This window comes from Burkholderia sp. PR2, from assembly GCF_052372875.1.
GTDB classification, from domain to species: Bacteria; Pseudomonadota; Gammaproteobacteria; order Burkholderiales; family Burkholderiaceae; genus Burkholderia; species Burkholderia diffusa.
Genome location: NZ_JBQRWH010000004.1, coordinates 3198917 through 3218078, shown reverse-complemented (window position 1 = coordinate 3218078; position 19162 = coordinate 3198917). Strand labels below are relative to the sequence as shown.

Annotated in this window: 20 protein-coding genes; 12 read left to right on the top strand and 8 right to left on the bottom strand. The window is 69.0% G+C overall.

Annotated features, from left to right (window positions below):
- Window positions 1-32: 32 nt before the first annotated feature.
- Genes pxpA through pxpB form a run of 3 tightly spaced genes read right to left on the bottom strand, consistent with a single transcriptional unit; the run spans window position 33 to window position 2573 of the window.
- On the bottom strand, window positions 33-797 hold the full coding sequence (pxpA, locus tag ACT2FV_RS32085) for a 5-oxoprolinase subunit PxpA (protein ID WP_124626961.1): 765 nt from the start codon (window positions 795-797) through the stop codon (window positions 33-35).
- 55 nt (window positions 798-852) lie between these two features.
- Window positions 853-1920 (bottom strand): 5-oxoprolinase subunit C family protein, encoded by a 1068-nt coding sequence (locus tag ACT2FV_RS32080; protein ID WP_059607386.1) that lies wholly within the window; start codon window positions 1918-1920, stop codon window positions 853-855.
- Window positions 1917-2573: a 5-oxoprolinase subunit PxpB gene (gene pxpB, locus ACT2FV_RS32075; RefSeq protein ID WP_444505403.1), complete on the bottom strand. Its 657-nt coding sequence runs from the start codon at window positions 2571-2573 to the stop codon at window positions 1917-1919. The genes ACT2FV_RS32080 and pxpB overlap by 4 nt, the downstream gene beginning before the upstream one ends.
- A gap of 148 nt (window positions 2574-2721) precedes the next feature.
- Between pxpB and ACT2FV_RS32070 the strand changes: the two genes are divergently transcribed.
- Complete coding sequence (locus tag ACT2FV_RS32070) at window positions 2722-3234, top strand: winged helix DNA-binding protein (protein WP_059607383.1); 513 nt, start codon at window positions 2722-2724, stop codon at window positions 3232-3234.
- Window positions 3235-3302: 68 nt separating this feature from the next.
- Here ACT2FV_RS32070 and ACT2FV_RS32065 read toward each other — a convergent pair whose 3' ends face one another.
- A complete protein-coding gene (locus ACT2FV_RS32065; RefSeq protein ID WP_059607382.1) occupies window positions 3303-3911 on the bottom strand; it encodes a 5-formyltetrahydrofolate cyclo-ligase in 609 nt (202 codons plus the stop codon).
- Between the two features lie 8 nt (window positions 3912-3919).
- On the opposite strand from ACT2FV_RS32065, the gene ACT2FV_RS32060 reads away from it, so the two are divergent.
- From ACT2FV_RS32060 to ACT2FV_RS32045, 4 genes are read left to right on the top strand one after another with little or no spacing between them, the layout of a single operon-like run.
- Window positions 3920-5872 carry a lytic transglycosylase domain-containing protein gene (locus ACT2FV_RS32060; protein ID WP_124902957.1) on the top strand — a complete coding sequence of 651 codons (1953 nt, stop codon included), beginning with the start codon at window positions 3920-3922 and terminating at the stop codon, window positions 5870-5872.
- Between the two features lie 57 nt (window positions 5873-5929).
- Complete coding sequence (locus ACT2FV_RS32055; protein WP_174909397.1) at window positions 5930-6889, top strand: complex I NDUFA9 subunit family protein; 960 nt, start codon at window positions 5930-5932, stop codon at window positions 6887-6889.
- Between the two features lie 54 nt (window positions 6890-6943).
- Window positions 6944-7591 (top strand): glutathione S-transferase family protein, encoded by a 648-nt coding sequence (locus tag ACT2FV_RS32050; protein ID WP_059607377.1) that lies wholly within the window; start codon window positions 6944-6946, stop codon window positions 7589-7591.
- Complete coding sequence (locus ACT2FV_RS32045) at window positions 7588-8829, top strand: multifunctional CCA addition/repair protein (RefSeq protein WP_444505402.1); 1242 nt, start codon at window positions 7588-7590, stop codon at window positions 8827-8829. The genes ACT2FV_RS32050 and ACT2FV_RS32045 overlap by 4 nt, the downstream gene beginning before the upstream one ends.
- Before the next feature lie 45 nt (window positions 8830-8874).
- Here ACT2FV_RS32045 and ACT2FV_RS32040 read toward each other — a convergent pair whose 3' ends face one another.
- A complete protein-coding gene (locus ACT2FV_RS32040) occupies window positions 8875-9693 on the bottom strand; it encodes a helix-turn-helix domain-containing protein (protein WP_174920043.1) in 819 nt (272 codons plus the stop codon).
- 447 nt (window positions 9694-10140) lie between these two features.
- On the opposite strand from ACT2FV_RS32040, the gene ACT2FV_RS32035 reads away from it, so the two are divergent.
- Window positions 10141-11991, top strand: a complete 1851-nt coding sequence (locus ACT2FV_RS32035; protein WP_444505401.1) for a M24 family metallopeptidase — start codon at window positions 10141-10143, stop codon at window positions 11989-11991.
- A 114-nt stretch (window positions 11992-12105) separates the two neighbouring features.
- Here the strand turns inward: ACT2FV_RS32035 and ACT2FV_RS32030 are convergent, their stop codons facing one another.
- The 3 genes from ACT2FV_RS32030 to flgA form a co-directional block, all read right to left on the bottom strand.
- The gene (locus ACT2FV_RS32030) at window positions 12106-12546 is read right to left on the bottom strand and encodes a flagella synthesis protein FlgN (RefSeq protein ID WP_039317824.1); all 441 of its coding nucleotides are present in this window, start codon (window positions 12544-12546) and stop codon (window positions 12106-12108) included.
- A gap of 85 nt (window positions 12547-12631) precedes the next feature.
- A complete protein-coding gene (gene flgM / locus ACT2FV_RS32025) occupies window positions 12632-12964 on the bottom strand; it encodes a flagellar biosynthesis anti-sigma factor FlgM (RefSeq protein ID WP_124626948.1) in 333 nt (110 codons plus the stop codon).
- Between the two features lie 118 nt (window positions 12965-13082).
- Window positions 13083-14315 (bottom strand): flagellar basal body P-ring formation chaperone FlgA, encoded by a 1233-nt coding sequence (flgA, locus tag ACT2FV_RS32020; RefSeq protein WP_175867837.1) that lies wholly within the window; start codon window positions 14313-14315, stop codon window positions 13083-13085.
- Window positions 14316-14521: 206 nt separating this feature from the next.
- Here flgA and flgB point away from each other — a divergent pair, with 206 nt between their 5' ends.
- The 6 genes from flgB (at window position 14522) to flgG (ending at window position 19161) form a co-directional block, all read left to right on the top strand.
- Complete coding sequence (flgB, locus tag ACT2FV_RS32015; RefSeq protein ID WP_059448497.1) at window positions 14522-15010, top strand: flagellar basal body rod protein FlgB; 489 nt, start codon at window positions 14522-14524, stop codon at window positions 15008-15010.
- A gap of 38 nt (window positions 15011-15048) precedes the next feature.
- Complete coding sequence (gene flgC, locus ACT2FV_RS32010; RefSeq protein WP_059448498.1) at window positions 15049-15474, top strand: flagellar basal body rod protein FlgC; 426 nt, start codon at window positions 15049-15051, stop codon at window positions 15472-15474.
- 67 nt (window positions 15475-15541) lie between these two features.
- Window positions 15542-16288 (top strand): flagellar hook assembly protein FlgD, encoded by a 747-nt coding sequence (gene flgD, locus ACT2FV_RS32005; protein ID WP_124626945.1) that lies wholly within the window; start codon window positions 15542-15544, stop codon window positions 16286-16288.
- A 28-nt stretch (window positions 16289-16316) separates the two neighbouring features.
- Complete coding sequence (gene flgE / locus ACT2FV_RS32000) at window positions 16317-17558, top strand: flagellar hook protein FlgE (protein ID WP_059607363.1); 1242 nt, start codon at window positions 16317-16319, stop codon at window positions 17556-17558.
- A gap of 20 nt (window positions 17559-17578) precedes the next feature.
- On the top strand, window positions 17579-18337 hold the full coding sequence (flgF, locus tag ACT2FV_RS31995; RefSeq protein WP_059607361.1) for a flagellar basal-body rod protein FlgF: 759 nt from the start codon (window positions 17579-17581) through the stop codon (window positions 18335-18337).
- A 35-nt stretch (window positions 18338-18372) separates the two neighbouring features.
- Window positions 18373-19161, top strand: coding sequence for a flagellar basal-body rod protein FlgG (gene flgG, locus ACT2FV_RS31990; protein ID WP_014895799.1), 789 nt, complete (start codon window positions 18373-18375; stop codon window positions 19159-19161).
- Window position 19162: the final 1 nt, after the last annotated feature.

Genomic DNA, 19162 nt, shown 5'->3' with positions numbered 1-19162 from the left:
TTCATCTGGCGGCAGCGCGGCTTGCGCGCCGGTCAGGCGCCTTCGTCGGCCTCCAGCGCGCCCGGGGCGACGACATCGATACCGGCCGCTTCGAGCGCCGCGCGGATCCGCTTCGCGAACGCGAGCGCATGCGGGCCGTCGCCGTGCAGGCAGACGGTCTGCGCATTGAGCGGCACCCACTCGCCGCTCACCGACTGCACCTGCCGATCGCGCACCATGTCGAGCGTGCGCGCGAGCACCGCTTCCTCGTCATCGATCAGCGCGCCGGGCTGGCTGCGCGGCACGAGCGAGCCGTCCGCGCGGTAGCCGCGATCGGCGAACACTTCCTCCACCGCGGCGAGCCCCGCATGCCGCGCGGCCGCGACGAACACGCTGTTCGCCAGCCCGAACACGGCAAGCGACGGATCGAAGTCGTGGATCGCGGACACCACCGCGTCGGCGATCATCGGGTCGCGCGCGGCCTGGTTGTACAGCGCGCCGTGCGGCTTCACGTGCGCGATGCGGCCGCCCTCGGCCTGTGCGATCGCCGACAGCGCGCCGAGCTGGTACAGCACGCCGGCATAGATGTCGCCGGCCGGCAGTTGCATCTCCTTGCGGCCGAAATTCTCCGGGTCGTGAAAGCTCGGGTGCGCGCCGATCGACACGCCTTTCTGCACGGCCCAGCGCACGCAGTCGCGCATCGCATTGGCGCCGCCTGCATGCCAGCCGCACGCGATGTTCGCCGACGTGACGAGGTCGAGCAGCGCCTCGTCCGATCCGCATCCTTCGCCGAGATCGGCATTCAGATCGATTTCCATGATGTTCCTCGTCCACTGATGGCGTGGCGCGTCCTTCGTCCTGCTTCCGCCATGGTCACGCCGCGCGCGATTGAACGCGGCGGCGGGTTTCCTCGCGCATCTCGATCGCGACGTCGATCTGCCGGAGATAGGCGCGTTCCGCGGTCAGGGCGGCGCGCGCGGCGTCGGGTGTCGTGCGCACGAAGCGGATCGGCAGGTTGAGCCGCGCCTGCGCGAGTTTCCAGAGATCCGCGCGGATCACCGTGCCGATCTTCGGATAGCCGCCGGTGGTCTGCGCGTCGTGCATCAGCACGATCGGCTGGCCGTTCGGCGGCACCTGGATCGTGCCGGGGAGCACCGCATGCGACAGCAGCTCGACCGGCCGCTCGCGCACCAGCTCGGCGCCGGCGAGACGATAGCCCATCCGGTTGCTGTTCGCGGTGACGAGCCATTCCTCGTCCCAGAACGCCTGCTGCGAATCGGCCGCGAACGACGCGTAGTCGGGGCCCGGCAGCACGCGCACGGGCATCGCCCACGGCGCATGCGCGGGCCGGTGGCGGCGCGGCGGTTCGTCGACGCGCACGAACGCGCACCACGCAGGCGCCTTCACGCCGAATTCGGGCGCATCGGCGGCGAGGCAGCCGGCGCCGGCCGGCGGCACACCGACCGGAAGCCGATCGCCATCGCGCAGCGCGCGGCCGCCGAGGCCGCCGAAGCGCGATGCGAGATCGGTGCTGCGCGAGCCGAGCATCGGCAGCACGTCGATGCCGCCCGCGATGCACAGGTAGCCGCGCATCCCGCGTTTCGCGGCCGGCAGCACGAGCGTCTGCCCGGCGTCGACCGGCAGGCTCCACCACGAATACACGGGCTTGCCGTCGAGCGTCGCGCCGAATTCGGTGCCGGTGATCGCGATGCGCGTCGCGCGCGTGAAGCGGAACGCGGCCGGGCCGATCGTGATTTCGACGGCCGCCGCGTCGGGGCGATTGCCGACCAGCCGGTTGCCGACTTCGAGCGCGAGGCCGTCGAGCGCGCCGCCCTGCGCAACGCCGAGATGGCGCATGCCGCGGCGGCCGAGATCCTGCACGGTCGACAGCGGGCCGGCGCGGACCACCTCGATCGTGCCCGGTGCGGTGTTCTGGCTCATGTCGGGTCGACTCCGGCAATGGTGAAGCGCACGCGGTCGCCGGGCAGCAGCAGCGTCGGCTGCGGCCGCACCGGGTCGAACAGCACGTGCGACGTGCGGCCGATCAGCTGCCAGCCGCCGGGCGACGTGGCCGGGTAGATGCCCGTCTGCGCACCGCCGATGCCGACCGAGCCGGCCGGCACTTCCAGGCGCGGTGCCGCGCGGCGCGGCGTGTGCAGCGACGCATCGAGGCCGCCGAGATAGGCGAAGCCCGGCTGGAAGCCGATGAAGAACACGACGTATTCGCCGGCTGCGTGTCGCGCGACGACTTCGTCGGCCGACAGCCCGGTATGCGCGGCGACGGCCGCCAGGTCGGGGCCGGCCGCACCGCCGTATTCGACCGGAATCTCGATCTCGCGGCCGTCCGCATGCTCGACGTCGGCGGTTTCCCATGCGTCGCGCAGCGCGGGCGTGAGCGACTCGGCCGTCGCGGCGAGCGCGTCGAACACGATCGTCAGGTTGTTCATGCCCGGCACGACGTCGATCACGTCGGGCCATGCGCGCGCGATCTCGGCGACGGCCCAGACGCGGCGCTGGCAATCGAGCGTGGCGGGCGGCGGCACCTCGCAGACGAGGGCGGCATCGCCGAGCGGATAAATGCGGGGTTGCGTCATCGGACTGGCACGGTTCGGACGGCAATGTTAGCGCACATTGTCAATAACATATCGATAATTTACCAATAAGCGTTTTCGCCTAGCCCGTATACCCGGGCTTCTGACGTACACTCGGCACACCCTGACATCCTGCTTGCGCCGCCTTTCCATGAAGCGTCCCCCGACCAAGATCGTGTCATCCGAACACCTCGTTTCCGATTCGAGCGCGGAGCTGTCGGAACTCGAATACGGGCTCATCATGGCCGGCAATGCCTTCAACCGCTGGATGGTGCGCTGCATGTCGGCCGCGGGTGCGAAGGACATGACGGCGGTCGAGGTGTCGCTGCTGCATCACGTCAGCCATCGCGAACGCAAGAAGAAGCTCGCCGACATCTGCTTCGTGCTCAATATCGAGGATACGCACGTCGCGACCTATGCGCTGAAAAAACTGATCGCGCGCGGCTATGTGAAAAGCGAGAAGAGCGGCAAGGAAGTGTTCTTCTTCGCGACCGACGCGGGCCGCGAGCTGTGCATGAAGTATCGGGAGGTGCGCGAGCATTGCCTGATCGAGACGCTGAAGGACAGCGGCCTCACCAACGAGCAGATCGGCGACGCGGCGCAGCTGCTGCGCCACGCATCGGGCCTCTACGACACCGCCGCGCGCGCGGCGGCGTCGCTGTAAACGATTGCGGACAGGACGGTCGACGCGGTGACGCGCGGCATGCCGCAGACGCCGCGTCGCGCGCCCCGTCATCCGGCGGCCGGGTAAAGCGCGCCGTCGGTCACGATCCAGCGCATCGCGAGATCGTGCGCTTCGGCCGGCAGCGCATCCACGCGGCACGCTTCATACGCAATGCCGACCGTCACCGGCAGCGTCTCGCCCGGCCATACCGCGAGCGTGCGGTCGTAATAGCCGCCGCCATAGCCGAGCCGGTAGCGCTGCAGATCGAATCCCACACACGGAATCAGCAACAGATCGGGCACGACGACGACCCCGGACGCCGGCTCCGGAATCCGGTGATGCCCTTCGCGCATCGGCGTGTGCGCATCCCACGCATGGAACGCGAGCGGCGTGTGCTTCTCGCCGATCACCGGCAGCGCGGCGCGGCGACCTGAGCCTGCCGCGGACCACGCGAGCACCGCGTCGCGTGCGTCGAATTCGCCCGGCAGCGGCCAGTAGAAGCCGACCGTGCGCGGTGCGAGCCGTTCGAGCAACAGGCGCAGCCGCGCGTCGAGCGCGGCATTCGCGGCGGGCTGCGACGCGGCGTCGCGACGCGCGCCGGACAGCGCTTTGCGCAGTGCAACCTTCGGGTTCGGCACAGGGTTGCATGCTATGCTTTCGCTCACTTCGTGCTCCATTCAAAACGATGTCGAACAGCCTTTTCCGAGTATATCGCGCGGTCGCGTTCGCGCTTTCGGCCGCCGCGCTCGTCGCGGGCACGGCCGCGTGCGCCGCACCGAACGACGACACGCTCGCCGGGGACGACCAGATCTTCGTGCAGCTGCGCGAAGCCGCGCGCCGCAACGACGCCGCGAAGGCCGCGCAGCTCGCGGCGATGATTCCGAACTATCCGGTCCCGTCCTACGTCGAGTATTTCCAGATCAAGCCGCAACTGTTCGATTCGACGGGCCGCGCACGTGTCGACGCTCCCGACGCCCCCGTGCAGTCGTTCCTGCAGCGCTACGACGGCCAGGCAATCGCCGACCGCCTGCGCAACGACTACCTGCTCGTGCTCGGCGCGCGCCACGACTGGCGCAGCTTCGACGACCAGTACAAGCGCTTCGTGCTCGACGACGACACGCAGGTCAAGTGCTACGCGCTCGAATCGCGCGCGGCGCGCGGCGAGAACGTCGCCGAGGCGGCGCGCGCGCTGCTCGTCGAGCCGAAATACTACGGCGACGCCTGTGTCGACCTGATTACGGCGCTTACCGTCAACCAGCAGTTCACGAGCGACGACGTGTGGCTGCAGGCACGCCTCGCGTACGAGCAGAACTACACGACACTTGGCGGGAAGATCGTCGACGCGCTCGGGCCGCGGCCGGTCGGCTTCGACCAGGCAACCAGCGCGCCGCCGCTGTACCTCGCGCGCGGCGTCGGCCCCGACGCGGCATCGCACCAGCTCGCGCTGATCGCGCTCGGCCGCATGGCGCGCAACGATCCGGACGCCGCGGCGGGAATGCTGACGTCGATCGCCGGCTCGCTGACGAAGCAGGAGCAGGCGATCGCATGGGGTGCGATCGGCTACCAGGGGGCGATCAAGCGCTCGGCGCTCGCCTCGGTCTGGTATGCGAAATCCGCGAACGCGCCGCTGTCGAACCCGGGTTACGAATGGCGCACGCGCGCCGCGTTGCTCGTCGGCAACTGGCCGATGGTGCGCTGGTCGATCGAACAGATGCCGCCGTCGCTGCGCAGCGATCCGGCGTGGATCTACTGGCATGCACGCGCGCTCAAGCAGAGCGGCGACACGCTGCAGGCGAACCAGGAATTCGAGCAGGTCGCGGGCCAGTTCAACTTCTACGGACAGCTCGCCGGCGAGGAGCTCGGCCAGCGCACGTCGATCCCGCCGCGCACGAAGGTGAGCGACGCCGACGTCGACGCGATGAGCAAGATCCCGGGCTTCGCGCTCGCGCAACGCTTCTATGGGCTGAACCTGCGCCTCGAAGGCAACCGCGAATGGAACTGGCCGCTGCGCGGGATGACTGATCGCCAGCTGCTCGCGGCCGCCGAATACGGCAAGCGCATCGACCTGCTCGACCGCACGGTCAACACGGCCGACCGCACGAAGGCCGAGCACGATTTCACGCTGCGCTACCCGTCGCCGTACCGAGACATCGTCGAGCGCTACGCGCAGTCGACCGGCCTCGACGTCGAATGGGCGTACGGGCTGATCCGCCAGGAATCGCGCTTCATCACGAACGCGCGTTCGTCGGTCGGCGCGGGCGGGCTGATGCAGCTGATGCCGGCCACCGCGCAGATCGTCGCGAAGAAGCTCGGGATGGGCACGATCACGCGTGCGCAGATGCATGACATCGATACGAACATCCAGCTCGGCACCTGGTACCTGTCGGACATCTACAACAACTTCGACAGCTCGCCGGTGCTGGCGACGGCCGGCTACAACGCGGGCCCGGGCCGGCCGCGCCAGTGGCGCCAGGTGTTGACGCAGCCGGTCGAAGGCGCGATCTTCGCGGAGACGATTCCATTCAACGAGACGCGCGACTACGTGAAGAACGTGCTGTCGAATACCGTTTACTACGCGGCGCTCTTCGAAGGCAAACCGCAGTCGTTGAAAAAACGCCTAGGCATGATCTCGCCCTGATCCGCCATCTTCACACTGCCGCGCGAGACGCGGCAGTGTGCTTTTGAGGTCACCATCATGGATCGTCAGACCGTCGCGCTGTTGGGTGGCACCGGCTTCATCGGCAGCCGGCTCGTCAATGCGCTGATCGACGCCGGCAAGCAGGTGCGGATCGGCACGCGGCGGCGCGAGCATGCACGCCACCTGCAGATGCTGCCGATCGAGATCGTCGAGCTCGACGATCTCGATACGCGCACGCTGGCGCGGTTCGTTGCCGGCGCGCATGCGGCCGTCAACCTCGTCGGCGTGCTGCACGGCGGCCGCGGCACGCCGTACGGGCCCGGGTTCGAGCGCGCGCACGTCGCGCTGCCGGCCGCGCTGGCCGCCGCGTGCGTCGAAGTCGGCGTGCGGCGCGTGCTGCACATGAGCGCGCTCGGCGCCGATTCGCACGGCCCGAGCATGTACCAGCGCTCGAAGGGCGACGGCGAGGCCGCGCTGCATGCGGTCGCGGCGACCGATTCGCTCGCGCTGACGATCTTCCGCCCATCGGTCGTGTTCGGCCCCGGCGACGCGTTCCTGAACACGTTCGCGAACCTGCAGCGCACGCTGCCGGTGCTGCCGCTCGCGATGCCCGACGCGCGCTTCCAGCCGGTGTTCGTCGGCGACGTCGTGCGCGCGTTCGTCAACACGCTCGATCTCGCGGCCGCGCACGGCAAGACCTACGAACTCGGCGGCCCGACCGTCTACACGCTCGAGCAACTGGTGCGCTATTGCGGCACGCTGGTCGGCCGTCAGGCACGCATCGTGCGCCTGCCCGACGCGCTCGCGCGGCTGCAGGCGAGCGTGTTCGAATGCCTGCCCGGCGAGCCGGTGATCACGCGCGACAATCTCGCGTCGATGTCGGTGCCGAACGTGCTGTCCGGGCCGCTCGCGCCCGAACTCGGGATCGCGCCCGCGAGTCTCGAGAGCATCGCGCCCGCGTATCTCGGCCATGCCGCGCGGCGCTCCCGCTTCGACTGGTTCCGCTCGCGCCGCTAGGCGTCGCGGGCCGTCGCTTCCGTCATTCACTTTCGCGCTTTTCGGAACCTCGCCATGAAACTCATCATTGGAGACAAGAATTACTCGTCGTGGTCGATGCGGCCGTGGCTGCTGCTCGCGCATTTCGGCATCCCGTTCGACGAGATCGCCATCGAGCTGCGCCGCGACGACACGGCCGCGCGCATCCGCGAGTATTCGCCGACCGGCAAGGTGCCGTGCCTGATCGACGACCACGGCGTCGCGATCTGGGATTCGCTCGCGATCGCCGAGACGCTCGCCGAGCGCTATCCGCAGTTCCCGATGTGGCCGGCCGATCCGCTCGATCGCGTGCATGCGCGCTGCATCTCGGCCGAGATGCACTCGGGCTTCGCCGCGCTGCGCACGCAGATGGGGATGAACGTGCGCGCGTCGATGCCGGGGCGCGGTGCGACGCCCGATGCGCTTGCCGACGTCGCGCGCATCGACGCGCTGTGGGGTGCATGCATCGAGGCATCGGGCGGACCGTTCCTGTTCGGTGAATTCGGGATTGCCGATGCGATGTATGCGCCCGTCGTGATGCGTTTCAACACGTATGCGCCGGAGTTGTCGCCGGAGGCGGCCGGGTATGCCGCGCGCGTGACGGCGCTGCCGGCGGTGCAGCGCTGGATCGATGCCGCGCGCCGCGAAACCCACGTGATCGCCGAATACGAACCGACGCCATGAACATCTACGCAGTAGGCGGAGCGATCCGCGACGAATTGCTCGGCGTGGCGGTGCAGGACCGCGACTACGTGGTGGTGGGCGCGACGCCCGAGCAGATGGCCGCGCAGGGCTTCCGGCCGGTCGGCAAGGATTTCCCCGTGTTCCTGCATCCGGATACGCAGGAGGAATACGCGCTCGCGCGCACCGAACGCAAGACGGCGGCCGGCTATCACGGCTTCCAGTTCTACTACGCGCCGGACGTGACGCTCGACGAGGACCTCGCGCGGCGCGACCTGACGATCAACGCGATGGCGCGTGAAGTGAGCCCGGAGGGCGCGCTGGTCGGCCCGGTGATCGATCCGTTCGACGGGCAGGCCGACCTGCGTGCACGGGTGTTCCGACACGTCGGCGACGCGTTCGTCGAGGATCCGGTGCGGATCCTGCGGATCGCGCGCTTTGCCGCGCGCTTCGCGGATTTCACGGTTGCGGACGATACGCTCGCGCTGATGCGGCGGATGGTCGACGCGGGCGAAGCGGACGCGCTGGTACCCGAGCGCGTGTGGCAGGAGATCGCGCGCGGGCTGATGGAGGTGAAGCCGTCGCGGATGTTCGCGGTGCTGCGCGAGTGCGGCGCGCTCGCGCGCATCCTGCCCGAGGTCGACGCGCTGTGGGGCGTGCCGCAGCGCGCCGACTACCACCCGGAAGTCGACACGGGCGTGCACGTGATGATGGTCGTCGACTACGCAGCGAAGCAGGGCTACTCGCTGCCGGTGCGTTTCGCGGCGCTCACGCATGATCTCGGCAAGGCGACCACGCCCGCCGACGTGCTGCCGCGCCATGTCGGCCACGAAGGCCGCAGCGTCGACCTCATCAAGCCGTTGTGCGAGCGGCTGCGGGTGCCGAACGAGTGCCGCGATCTCGCGCTGGTGGTCGCGCGCGAGCACGGCAACCTGCATCGCGTGATGGAAATGGGCGCAGCCGCGCTGGTGCGGCTCTTCGAGCGCAGCGACGCGTTGCGCAAGCCCGCGCGCTTCGCCGAGATGCTGCAGGCGTGCGAATCGGATGCGCGCGGCCGGCTCGGGCTCGACACGCAGCCGTATCCGCAGGCCGAGCGGCTGCGCGTGGCGCTGGTGGCGGCGCGCAGCGTCGACGCGGGCGCGATCGCGCGCGGCTTCGCCAACGATGCGATGCAGATCAAGGACGCCGTGCATCGCGCGCGCATCGAGGCCGTCAAGCAGGCACTGGCGATCGGGGAATAGTGCGCAAGCGCCGGGTGGCGTGGTGCGCCGCCCGGCCGGCTGCCGTCATTGTTTCGTGCGGGCGGTGGCGCGGCGGGCCGGGGTGGCGGCGGCCGGACGTTTGCCGGCGGCCGCGCGCGGCTTCCCGGCCGCTGGCTTGGCCGCCGGGCGGGTCGGCGTGTCGACGGGCGCGGCCGCGATCGAATCCGCGTCGCGCTCGCGCTTCGGTGCGGGTTTGCGGCGGCTCACGCGCGGTTCGCCCGGCGCCGCGCCGGCATCGCGTGCGAGCAGTCTGATCTTCATCGCCTCGGATCCCAGCTCGGCGCCGTTGTCGTCGAAGAGCGGCAGCGTGCCGACCGCGATCATTTCGGCGGCCCCGTCGCCAACGTTCGCGACGCGGTGGCGCTTCCTCGCGTCGAAGTGCAGCGAGTCGCCGGCAGACAGCGGGTAATCCTTCTTGCCGATCGTGTAGCAAAGCCGGCCGGTCAGCACGTACACGAACTCGTCGCCGCCATGCGCGACCCATTCCGATCGGTAGCCCTCCATCATCCGGACCTTGAGCGCGTTGATCTGACTGCCGTCGAAGGTGGTGGACAGCCGCTCGTACCACTGCGACGCGGCATCGACCGCGTACGGTTCGCGGCGTCCCGCGTGCGAGTCGGGCTGCGCCTGGCGCGGCTGGTCGATCAGCGTGCCGAGCGGCACGTTCAGCGCCTTCGCGACGTTGACGAGCGACGACAGCGAGATGCCGGTGAGGTGGCGCTCGACCTGCGACAGGAACCCGACCGACAGGTTCGCTTCGGTCGCGACTTCCAGCAGCGTCTTCTTCGCTTCCCGGCGCAGGCGGCGAATGCGCTGGCCGATACGCATGATGTCTGAATCCATGAATCTCTTTCGTGGCAACGAGTCGCAAGGCGAGCGGAGGGGCGGTGCCGTCGCCGGGATGCGGCTTTCCGCGAATCGCACGAAGCACGGCCGTCGGGACGACGATGCCGGCGCATTGTACCGCGCACGCCGGCGCCCGGACGCCAGGACGCCATGCGCCAGGCAGGGCCACGTGGGGCCGCGCCGCCGTCGCGCGCGGTGCCGGCAATTTTAGGCCTACGAAAATTTTGGCTTGACCTCGATTTCAGCGTGCTCTAGATTCTGTCGCTCACATCAAACAAAGTTAAGTGAGACAAAAATTTCCCCGAAAATCCGTCGATGGAACGACACCGCGGCACGGCTGCCCGCCGGGCCGCGCTTCGTCCCCGCACGGGCGGCGTGCCGCGCCAGGCATGCGCCGGCGCGTGACGCCGCCGGCCGCCGACAACAATCAATAACGGGTATCCGATGATCGATCGACTGAAATACAGCTTCTCCGGCCTTCCCTCGTACGACGCGTCCGTCGCCGACACGCAGGCCGGCCTGTCGCGACTGCTCGACGCCGCCCGGCTCGACGCGGTCGTGGTCACGTCGCAGGACGAGTACATCACCGAATACCTGCCGCGCCGCAACAACCCGCGCTACGCGCTGTCGGGCTTCGACGGCTCGGCCGGCTGCGGGATTTTCCTGAGCGCGGCGACCGCGCAGGCGCTCGGCGTGCCGCCGTTCGTGCTGTTCGTCGACGGCCGCTATCACCTGCAGTCCGAACAGCAGTGCGACCCGGCGCGCGTGCGCATCGAAAAGCTCGGGATGAACGTGACGATCTGGCAGGCGCTGGCCGACTGGCTGCTCGCGCACGCGAGCCGGCTCGCGCGCGTCGGCTACGACGCGCTGCGGATCAGCGTCGCGCAGCGCGACCGGCTGGTCGAGCGCACGCAGGCGGCGTCACTCGACTGGACGAGCCTCGTCGAGCGCGAAATCGACCGCGCGATCGCGCTGCCGGGCTGGGTGGTCGAGCGGCCGATCTTCGAACTGCCGGACGCGATGACCGGCGCGAGCGTCGCGGACAACCTCGACGCGCTGAACCGGCGGCTCGCCGCGCACACCGGCGCGGCGCCCGGCAAGACCGCGTTCTTCACATGCGCGTCCGACGATCTCGCTTACCTGCTGAACAGCCGCGGCTATCACATCCCGAATGCATCGTCGCACCTGGGCTTCCTGTTCGCGGTCGGCGAGCAGGTCGCGCTGTTCCTGCCGGAAGGCTGCGACCGATGTCCGGTCGAACTGGCGTCGTATCCGGCGCTGCACGTGATCCGGCGCGACTTCGTCGAACTCGAGCGTTTCCTCGCGCAATTCGCGGTCGACCACGTGTGCTACGGGTTCGAATCGGTCAACTGCGCGCTCGTCGAGTCGGTGCGCCGCGTGTGGCCGCATGCGCGCCACGCCGATTTCAACCCGGTGGAGGCGCTGCGGGCCGGCAAGACGCCGGCGGTGCTCGACCGGTTCCGCGACGCGTTCGCGCGCAGCTCGGCGGCGATCGCCGAAACGATGCGCTGGGCGAAGGCCGGCGAGCCGGGGCAGCGCCATACCGAGTACGACCTGGCCCGCACGATCAACGACGCGTATGGCGCCCGCTCGGCGGTCGCGCTGACGTTCCCGTCGATCGCGGCGAACGGCGCGAACAGCGCATTCGCGCACTACACGGCGGCGAGCGCCGACGTCGAGCTGACGGAAGGCGAGCTCGTGCTGCTCGACAGCGGCGCTTACTACGACGCCGGTTTCGCGACGGACTGCACGCGCGTCGTGCTGCGTCGCACGCAGCCGGAGACGGTCGCGCAGCCGTGGCAGCGCGAGATCTACACGGTCGCGCTGAAGGCGTGCATCAAGGGGCTCGTCACGCGCTTCCCGAAGACGGCGACGGGCGGCGACGTCGATGCGACGGTGCGCCAGGTGTGCCGCGACCACGGCTACGATTTCGGCCACGGCACCGGGCACGGCGTCGGGATCCACGTGCACGAGGGCGGTGTGCGGTTCGCGCCGGGCGCGCAGTACGGGCTGGTGCCGAATGCGGTGATTTCGGTCGAGCCGGGCATCTACCTGCCGGGCAAGGGCGGCGTGCGGATCGAGAACATCGTGATCGTGCGCGCGGACGACGAAGCATCGGACACCGTGGCGTTCGAGAACATCGTCACGGTCGGCTACGACTGGGACCTGATCGACGTCGAGCTGCTGAACGACGACGAGCGCGCGTACCTGCGCGACTATGAACGGCTTTGCGTGGAACGCGGCACGCAGGTCACCGCGTGTCCGCTGCTTTAAGACGGGGAAAGTGCGCGCGGCCGCGGCAGGGCCGCGCGATGCGCAGCCGGCGCGTCGGTGCGCCGGCGTGATCGGTACGTCAGTGGAATCGGGGCAATCGGTGCAGTCGGTGCATCAACGCATCAGCGCCGACACACGCCCGTCCGGGCCATAGACCCCGGCCGGCGCGGGCGCCGAGCGCAGCACCGCGAGCGCGCGCTCGTTGTAGTCCATCCGGATCCGGATCAGCATCCCGTTGGTCGCATTGGCCTGGCGCGCGCGTTCGGCGGCCTGCAGCAGCAACTGCCAGCGGCCGGCGAGGCGGGCATCGCGCTCGGCGGCCTGGTCCATCCCTTTCTTGCCGGCCGGAAAGCCGAGCGCGGACAACTGCGTGTCGCGCGTGCGCTCGAGCTGCGCGAGCCGGTCGATCAGCGCGCTTTTCTTCTCGACGATGCCGGGCAGCATTTCAAGCGGCTCCGGCGTCGTCAGTGCCTTTTCCTCGTAGGCGAGCAGGGACGCGAACGCTTCGACCGTCGCGTGTTCGTCGTTGACCGTGGCCAGCAGCTCTTCTCTCATCGCGTCATGCTCGTCGCGCCGGCACGCGTCTCCGCATGCCGGCAAACCAGGGGACCGGTCAGGGCGTGACGGGCCCCGGGCCGGCTCAGTTGCCCTGCGGGCGCTGCTTTTGCAGCAGGTCGCGGGCGGTATTCAGTACGCCGTCGGCGATCTTGTTCACGTCGATCGTCAACGTGCCGTTGTTCAGCGCGTCCTTGATCGACTGGACGAGGGCCGTGTCGATGTCGGCGCTGCCGGAGGCCGACAGCGAACGCAGTTGGCCGGACAGACCCGACAGGTTCACGGTCGTGTCGCCGCCGGTCGATCCTGCGTCGGCCGCCTGCGCGGACGACGACGATGCCGCGCCGGATTGCGCGCGGGTCGCGCCGTTGCCGGTCGACGCGAGTGGGCTCGGGTTCGGAGTGGAATCGATCTTCACGATGGGTTTCCTGTACGGTATGACCCAGATAACGGCCGGGTCGGCCCGAACTTTAGCATCGTGAGCCCGAAATCCTCCGAATAAACAATTCTTTACAATCTTGCGGCGCGATCCGTCCCTATAGCGGAATTTCCACGGTCCCGGCGTCCTTGACGATCGCCGTGACGATCTGGCCCGCCGCCATCCTGACCCGCACCGACTGGCCCGGCGCCGCATTCGCGAGCGCGCTGCCCTCGGCCGAGATCGTGAAGCCGGGTCCGGCCGCGACGACCCGCACCGTCTGGCCGGCCGACACCGACGCGGCACTCTTCAGCATGTCCTGGCGCAACGGCAGCCCGGCCGAGATCCGGGCCAGCGCGATCGCGCCGACCGCCTGCGCGGGATCGGTGATCACCGCCAGCGGCAGCACCGTCAGGTCGCCGTCGCGCGCGACGAGGTCGGCCGCGGTGAGCGGCTCGCCGGGCGCGATCTGCCGAGCGGCGACGTAATAGGTGGCCTGCACGGCGACCTTCGCCTGCAGATAGACGGTCCACGGCCGCTCGCCGGCGCAGCGCACGCCGACCGTCGTGCGGCCCCACAGGCGCGCACCGGTCGGCAGGAACGGCTCGAGCGTCGTGCACGCGGCGAGCCCGCGCGGAAACGCGGCCGCGACGGTCGCGGTGGTCTTGCCCGGCAGGCCCGCGACCTGCTGCTGCAGGAACGCGAGGGCCGTGCGCCGGATCGTGTCGGGGTCCTGCTGGCCGGGCAGCGTGGCCGGCTGGGACGCGGTGGTGGCCTGGGCCGGGTTCACGGCAGCGCCCGGCGCGCGAGAGGCCGGCGCGGCTGAAGCGGCCCGGGCCGCCGCCATGCGCGCGGCGATGGCCGCTCGCGCGGGATTCGATGCGGGTTCGGCCGTGCCGGCGACGACGGTCGCGACGGCACCCGGATCGGCGGCGCGCCGCGCGTCATCGCCTGCGTTCGTGCGCGCGGCGGCGTAGGCGGGGCGCGGCGCGGGCGCCGGCACGGCGGCCGGCGGCGGGACGCTCGTCACGACCATCGCGCCGGCCGGCTGCGCCGCATAGCCGGCCGAGGCCGCGCCGGTCACGCCGGCGCCACCGCCCGCGCCACCCGCACCGCCGGCCATCGCGATGCCCGTACCCGACGCCGTGCCCGCATTCCCGCCGAACTGCCCGCCGCTCGCCGCGTTCGCATGCGCGAGCGCGGTCTCGGCCGTCTCGCCGCGTCCGGGAATCACGATCATCCCGTCGTCCGCGTGCGCAAGCGGCACCGCGAGCCACAGCGCCGCGGCGAGCGCGAACGCACGCGCCATGCGCGTGCCGCGTCCGTCGTTTCCGCGAAGTGCGCCTGTCATCGCCGTGTCCTCGAAGCCGTTGATCCGATTCGCATTCTAGGGAGCCGGGCCGTCGCGCAAACGATGAATAGAGGGGGCCTTTGCCGCGTTATTCGTCCGATTGCCGGTTGCGCCCGACGCCTACCATCGCTGTCATGGAAAAAAGCCCCTTGGGTCGCCATCCGGCGCAAGGGGGCGTGCAGCGCTTCATACGGAGAGACGCACACATGCTGGACAAACTCGATGCCGAATTCGCGTTCGGCCGACAGGCGCTCGACGTGCGCGCCTATCGGCAGGAACTGCTGTCGTCGAACATCGCGAACGCCGACACGCCCGGCTACCAGGCCCGCGACGTCGATTTCGCGTCGACCCTCGCGCGCTCGCTGAAGCAGACCGGCGGCGGCCTCGCGCCGAGCAACGCCGCGCAATTGCCGATGGCGCAGCCGGCCGGCGTGACGAGCGGGATGACGATGGTGTCGACGGCGCCGGGCCACATGGCCGGCACCGCGAAGCTGATTCCGACGGGCGGCCCGGCCGACGACTACGGTCGCGCGCAGTACCGGATGCCGCTGCAGCCGTCGCTCGACGGCAACACGGTCGATCTCGACGTCGAGCGCGTGCAGTTCGCGAACAACGCGCTGCACTACGAAACCGGGATGACCGTGATGACCCAGCAGATCAAGGCGATGATCGCCGCGATCTCGACGAACTCGTAAGCGCGCGCCGCTTCCGTATCCGAGCACAAGGAGCCCCCATGCCCTCGTTGATGAACATCTTCGGCGTCGCCGGTTCGGCGCTGTCCGCGCAATCGCAGCGCCTGAACGTCACCGCGTCGAACCTCGCGAACGCCGACAGCGCGACCGGCCCCGACGGCAAGCCGTACAAGGCGAAGCAGGTCGTGTTCGCGACTGACCCGATCGGCGGCGCGCGCACCGCGTCCGGCCAGGGCGTCGGCGGCGTGCGCGTGACGAAGGTGGTCGATGATCCGTCGCCGATGAAGTCGACCTACGACCCGGCGAACCCGGCCGCCGACGCGAACGGCTACGTGCAGATGCCGAACGTCGATCCGGTGCAGGAGATGGTGAACATGATCTCGGCGTCGCGCTCGTACCAGGCCAACGTCGAGACGCTGAACACCGCGAAGACGCTGATGCTCAAGACGCTGACGATCGGCACGTAAGCCGCGCGCAGCGCGTGCTTCCCCATCGAGACCCAGACCCGACAGTTCCGAAACAAGGCCACCCAGGATGACTTCCTCCAGCACGACGATCGGCGGCAGCGGCACCAACGTGTCGACCCTGCCGACCGACACGATGAACACCAACAACGTGTCGACGAACGGCACGTCGGCGAGCGACCTGCAGGCGACGTTCCTGAAGCTGCTCGTCACGCAGCTGCAGAACCAGGATCCGACGAGCCCGGTCGACAGCTCGCAGATGACGTCGCAGCTCGCGCAGATCAACACGGTGAGCGGCATCGCGCAGCTGAACACGTCGCTCACGTCGCTGTCGACCCAGCTCGCGGCCGGGCAGCAGACGCAGGCCGCGCTGCTGATCGGCACGAACGTGCTCGCGCCGGGCAACAGCGTCGCGGTGAAGAGCGGCGCGGCGTCGCCGTTCGGCGTGTCGCTCACGAGCGACGTGTCGAACCTGACGATCACCGTGAAGAACAGCTCGGGCGCCGTCGTCAACACGATCGACGCGGGCAAGCAGTCGGCCGGCACGGTGCCGTTCAACTGGACGCCGACGGATGCGGCCGGCAACGCGCTGCCCGACGGCAACTACACCGTGAGCGCGCAGTACACGGGCTCGGACGGCAAGACGTATGCGCCGACCGTGCTCGCGGCCGCGCAGGTGCAGAGCGTGATCAAGCAGGCCGACGGCACGGCAGGGCTCGTGCTGTCGAACGGCACGACGGTGGGCTTGACCCAGGTCGCGTCGATCTTCCCGAACACCGCGTCGTCGTCGTCCGGCGGCACGACCACCACCAACTGATCCAGCTTTCTCGAAAACGGAGACCGAAATGGGTTATCAACAGGGTCTGAGCGGCCTCGCCGGCGCATCGAACGCGCTCGACGTGATCGGCAACAACATCGCGAACGCGAACACGGTCGGCTTCAAGTCGAGCACCGCGCAGTTCTCCGACATGTACGCGAACTCGGTCGCGACGTCGGTCAACACGCAGATCGGGATCGGTACGACGCTCGCATCGGTGCAGCAGCAATTCGGCCAAGGCACGATCAACACGACGAACTCGTCGCTCGACGTCGCGATCAACGGCAACGGCTTCTTCCAGATGTCGAACAACGGCGTGACGACGTACTCGCGCGACGGCACGTTCCAGCGCGACAAGAACGGCTTCATCGTCGATTCGCAAGGCCGCAACCTGATGGGTTACGCGGCCAACACGGGCGGCGTGATCAACACCGCGCAGACCGTGCCGCTGCAGGCGCCGACCACCAACATCGCGCCGACCGCGACGACCAAGATCTCCGCCCAGTTCAACCTGAACTCGCAGGACACGGTGCCGGCCAAGACGCCGTTCAGCGCGACCGACACCACGACGTACAACTACTCGACGTCAATCCAGGTGTACGACTCGCTCGGTGGCTCGCAGGCGGTCAACATGTACTTCGTGAAATCGGCGGCCGGCACGTGGGAAGCCTACGCAGGCACGCAGGGCGGCGCCACGACGGATCTCGGCACGGTGACGTTCAACTCGTCGGGCGCGATCCAGAGCACGACGACGGGCACGCCGGCCACCCCGACCGCATCGCTCGGCCAGTTCCAGTTCACCGTCCCGAACACCGACGGCTCGGCGACGCCGCAGCAGCTCACGCTCGACCTGACCGGCACCACGCAGTACGGCGGCAAGGACGGTGTGAACAATCTCGCGCAGGATGGCTATGCGAGCGGCACGCTGACGACCTTCTCGATCGGCGCCGACGGCAAGCTGACCGGCAACTACTCGAACGGCCAGACGGCGGTGCTCGGCCAGATCGTGCTCGCGAACTTCAACAACCCCAACGGGCTCGTCAACCTCGGCGGCAACCAGTACGCCGAATCGTCCGCGTCGGGCGTGCCGCAGATTTCGTCGCCGGGCAGCACGAACCACGGTGCGCTGCAGGGCAGTGCGCTCGAGAACTCGAACGTCGACCTGACGTCGCAGCTCGTCAACCTGATCACCGCGCAGCGCAACTACCAGGCGAACGCGCAGACGATCAAGACGCAGCAGACCGTCGACCAGACGCTCATCAACCTGTAATGCGCGGATAACCGGCAGCCATGGACCGACTGATCTACACGGCGATGACGGGCGCGTCGCAGTCGCTCGACCAGCAGGCGATCGTCGCGAACAACCTCGCGAACGCGTCGACGACGGGCTTTCGCGCGCAACTCGCGACGTATCGCGCGGTGCCGATGAATTTCGGCGACGGCAGCAACATCGACCCGACGACGACGCGCACCTACGTGCTCGCGTCGACGCCCGGCGCGGATTACGCACCGGGCCCGATCACGCGCACCGGCAACCCGCTCGACGTCGCGGTGCAGGGCGCCGGCTGGCTGTCGGTGCAGACCGCCGACGGCAGCGAGGCGTACACGCGTGCGGGCAACCTGCACGTCGACGAAAACGGCCAGCTCGTCAACGCGAGCAACCTGCCGGTGATCGGCAACGGCGGCCCGATCTCGGTGCCGCCGAACGCGGAAGTGACGATCGGCAAGGACGGCACGGTGTCCGCGCTGATGCCGGGCGACCCGCCGACGGCGGTCGCGATCGTCGACCAGATGAAGCTCGTGAACCCCGACCCTGCCACGCTCACGCGCGGCAACGACGGGCTGTTCCGCACCGCCGACGGCAATCCGGCCGACGCCGACCCGGGCGTGGTCGTCACGCCGAATTCGCTCGAAGGCAGCAACGTGAACCCGGTGACCGCGATGGTCGCGATGATCGACAACGCACGGGCGTTCCAGCTGCAGTCGAAGCTGATCCAGACGGCCGACCAGAACGAGCAGTCGGCGAACCAGCTGCTCAACTTCAGCTGAGCGGCACGGCCCTCGCTACCAGGAGAAGATTCAACATGAACCGATCGCTCTACATCGCCGCCACCGGCATGAATGCGCAGCAGGCGCAGATGGACGTGATCTCGAACAACCTCGCGAACACCAGCACGAACGGCTTCAAGGCGTCGCGCGCGGTGTTCGAGGATCTGCTGTACCAGACCATCCGCCAGCCGGGCGCGAACTCGACGCAGCAAACCGAACTGCCGTCGGGCCTGCAGCTCGGCACCGGCGTGCAGCAGGTCGCGACCGAGCGCCTGTACACGCAGGGCGGCCTCACGCAGACCGGCAACTCGAAGGACGTCGCGATCAACGGCGCGGGCTTCTTCCAGGTGCTGATGCCGGACGGCACGAACGCGTACACGCGCGACGGCTCGTTCCAGACCAACGCGCAAGGCCAGCTCGTCACGTCGAGCGGCTACCAGATCCTGCCGGCGATCACCGTGCCGCAGAACGCGCAGTCGCTGACGATCGGCAAGGACGGCGTCGTATCGGTCACGCAGCCGGGCTCGAGCAACGCGGTGCAGATCGGCTCGCTGCAGATCGCGACCTTCATCAACCCGGCCGGCCTCGAGGCGAAGGGCGAGAACCTGTTCGCCGAGACCACGTCGTCGGGTGCGCCGAACGTGTCGCAGCCGGGCCTGAACGGCGCCGGCGTGCTCAACCAGGGCTATGTCGAGGCGTCGAACGTGAACGTCGTGCAGGAACTCGTCAACATGATTCAGACGCAGCGTGCATACGAGATCAACAGCAAGGCCGTGACGACGTCCGACCAGATGCTGCAGACCGTCACGCAGATGAAGAGCTAAC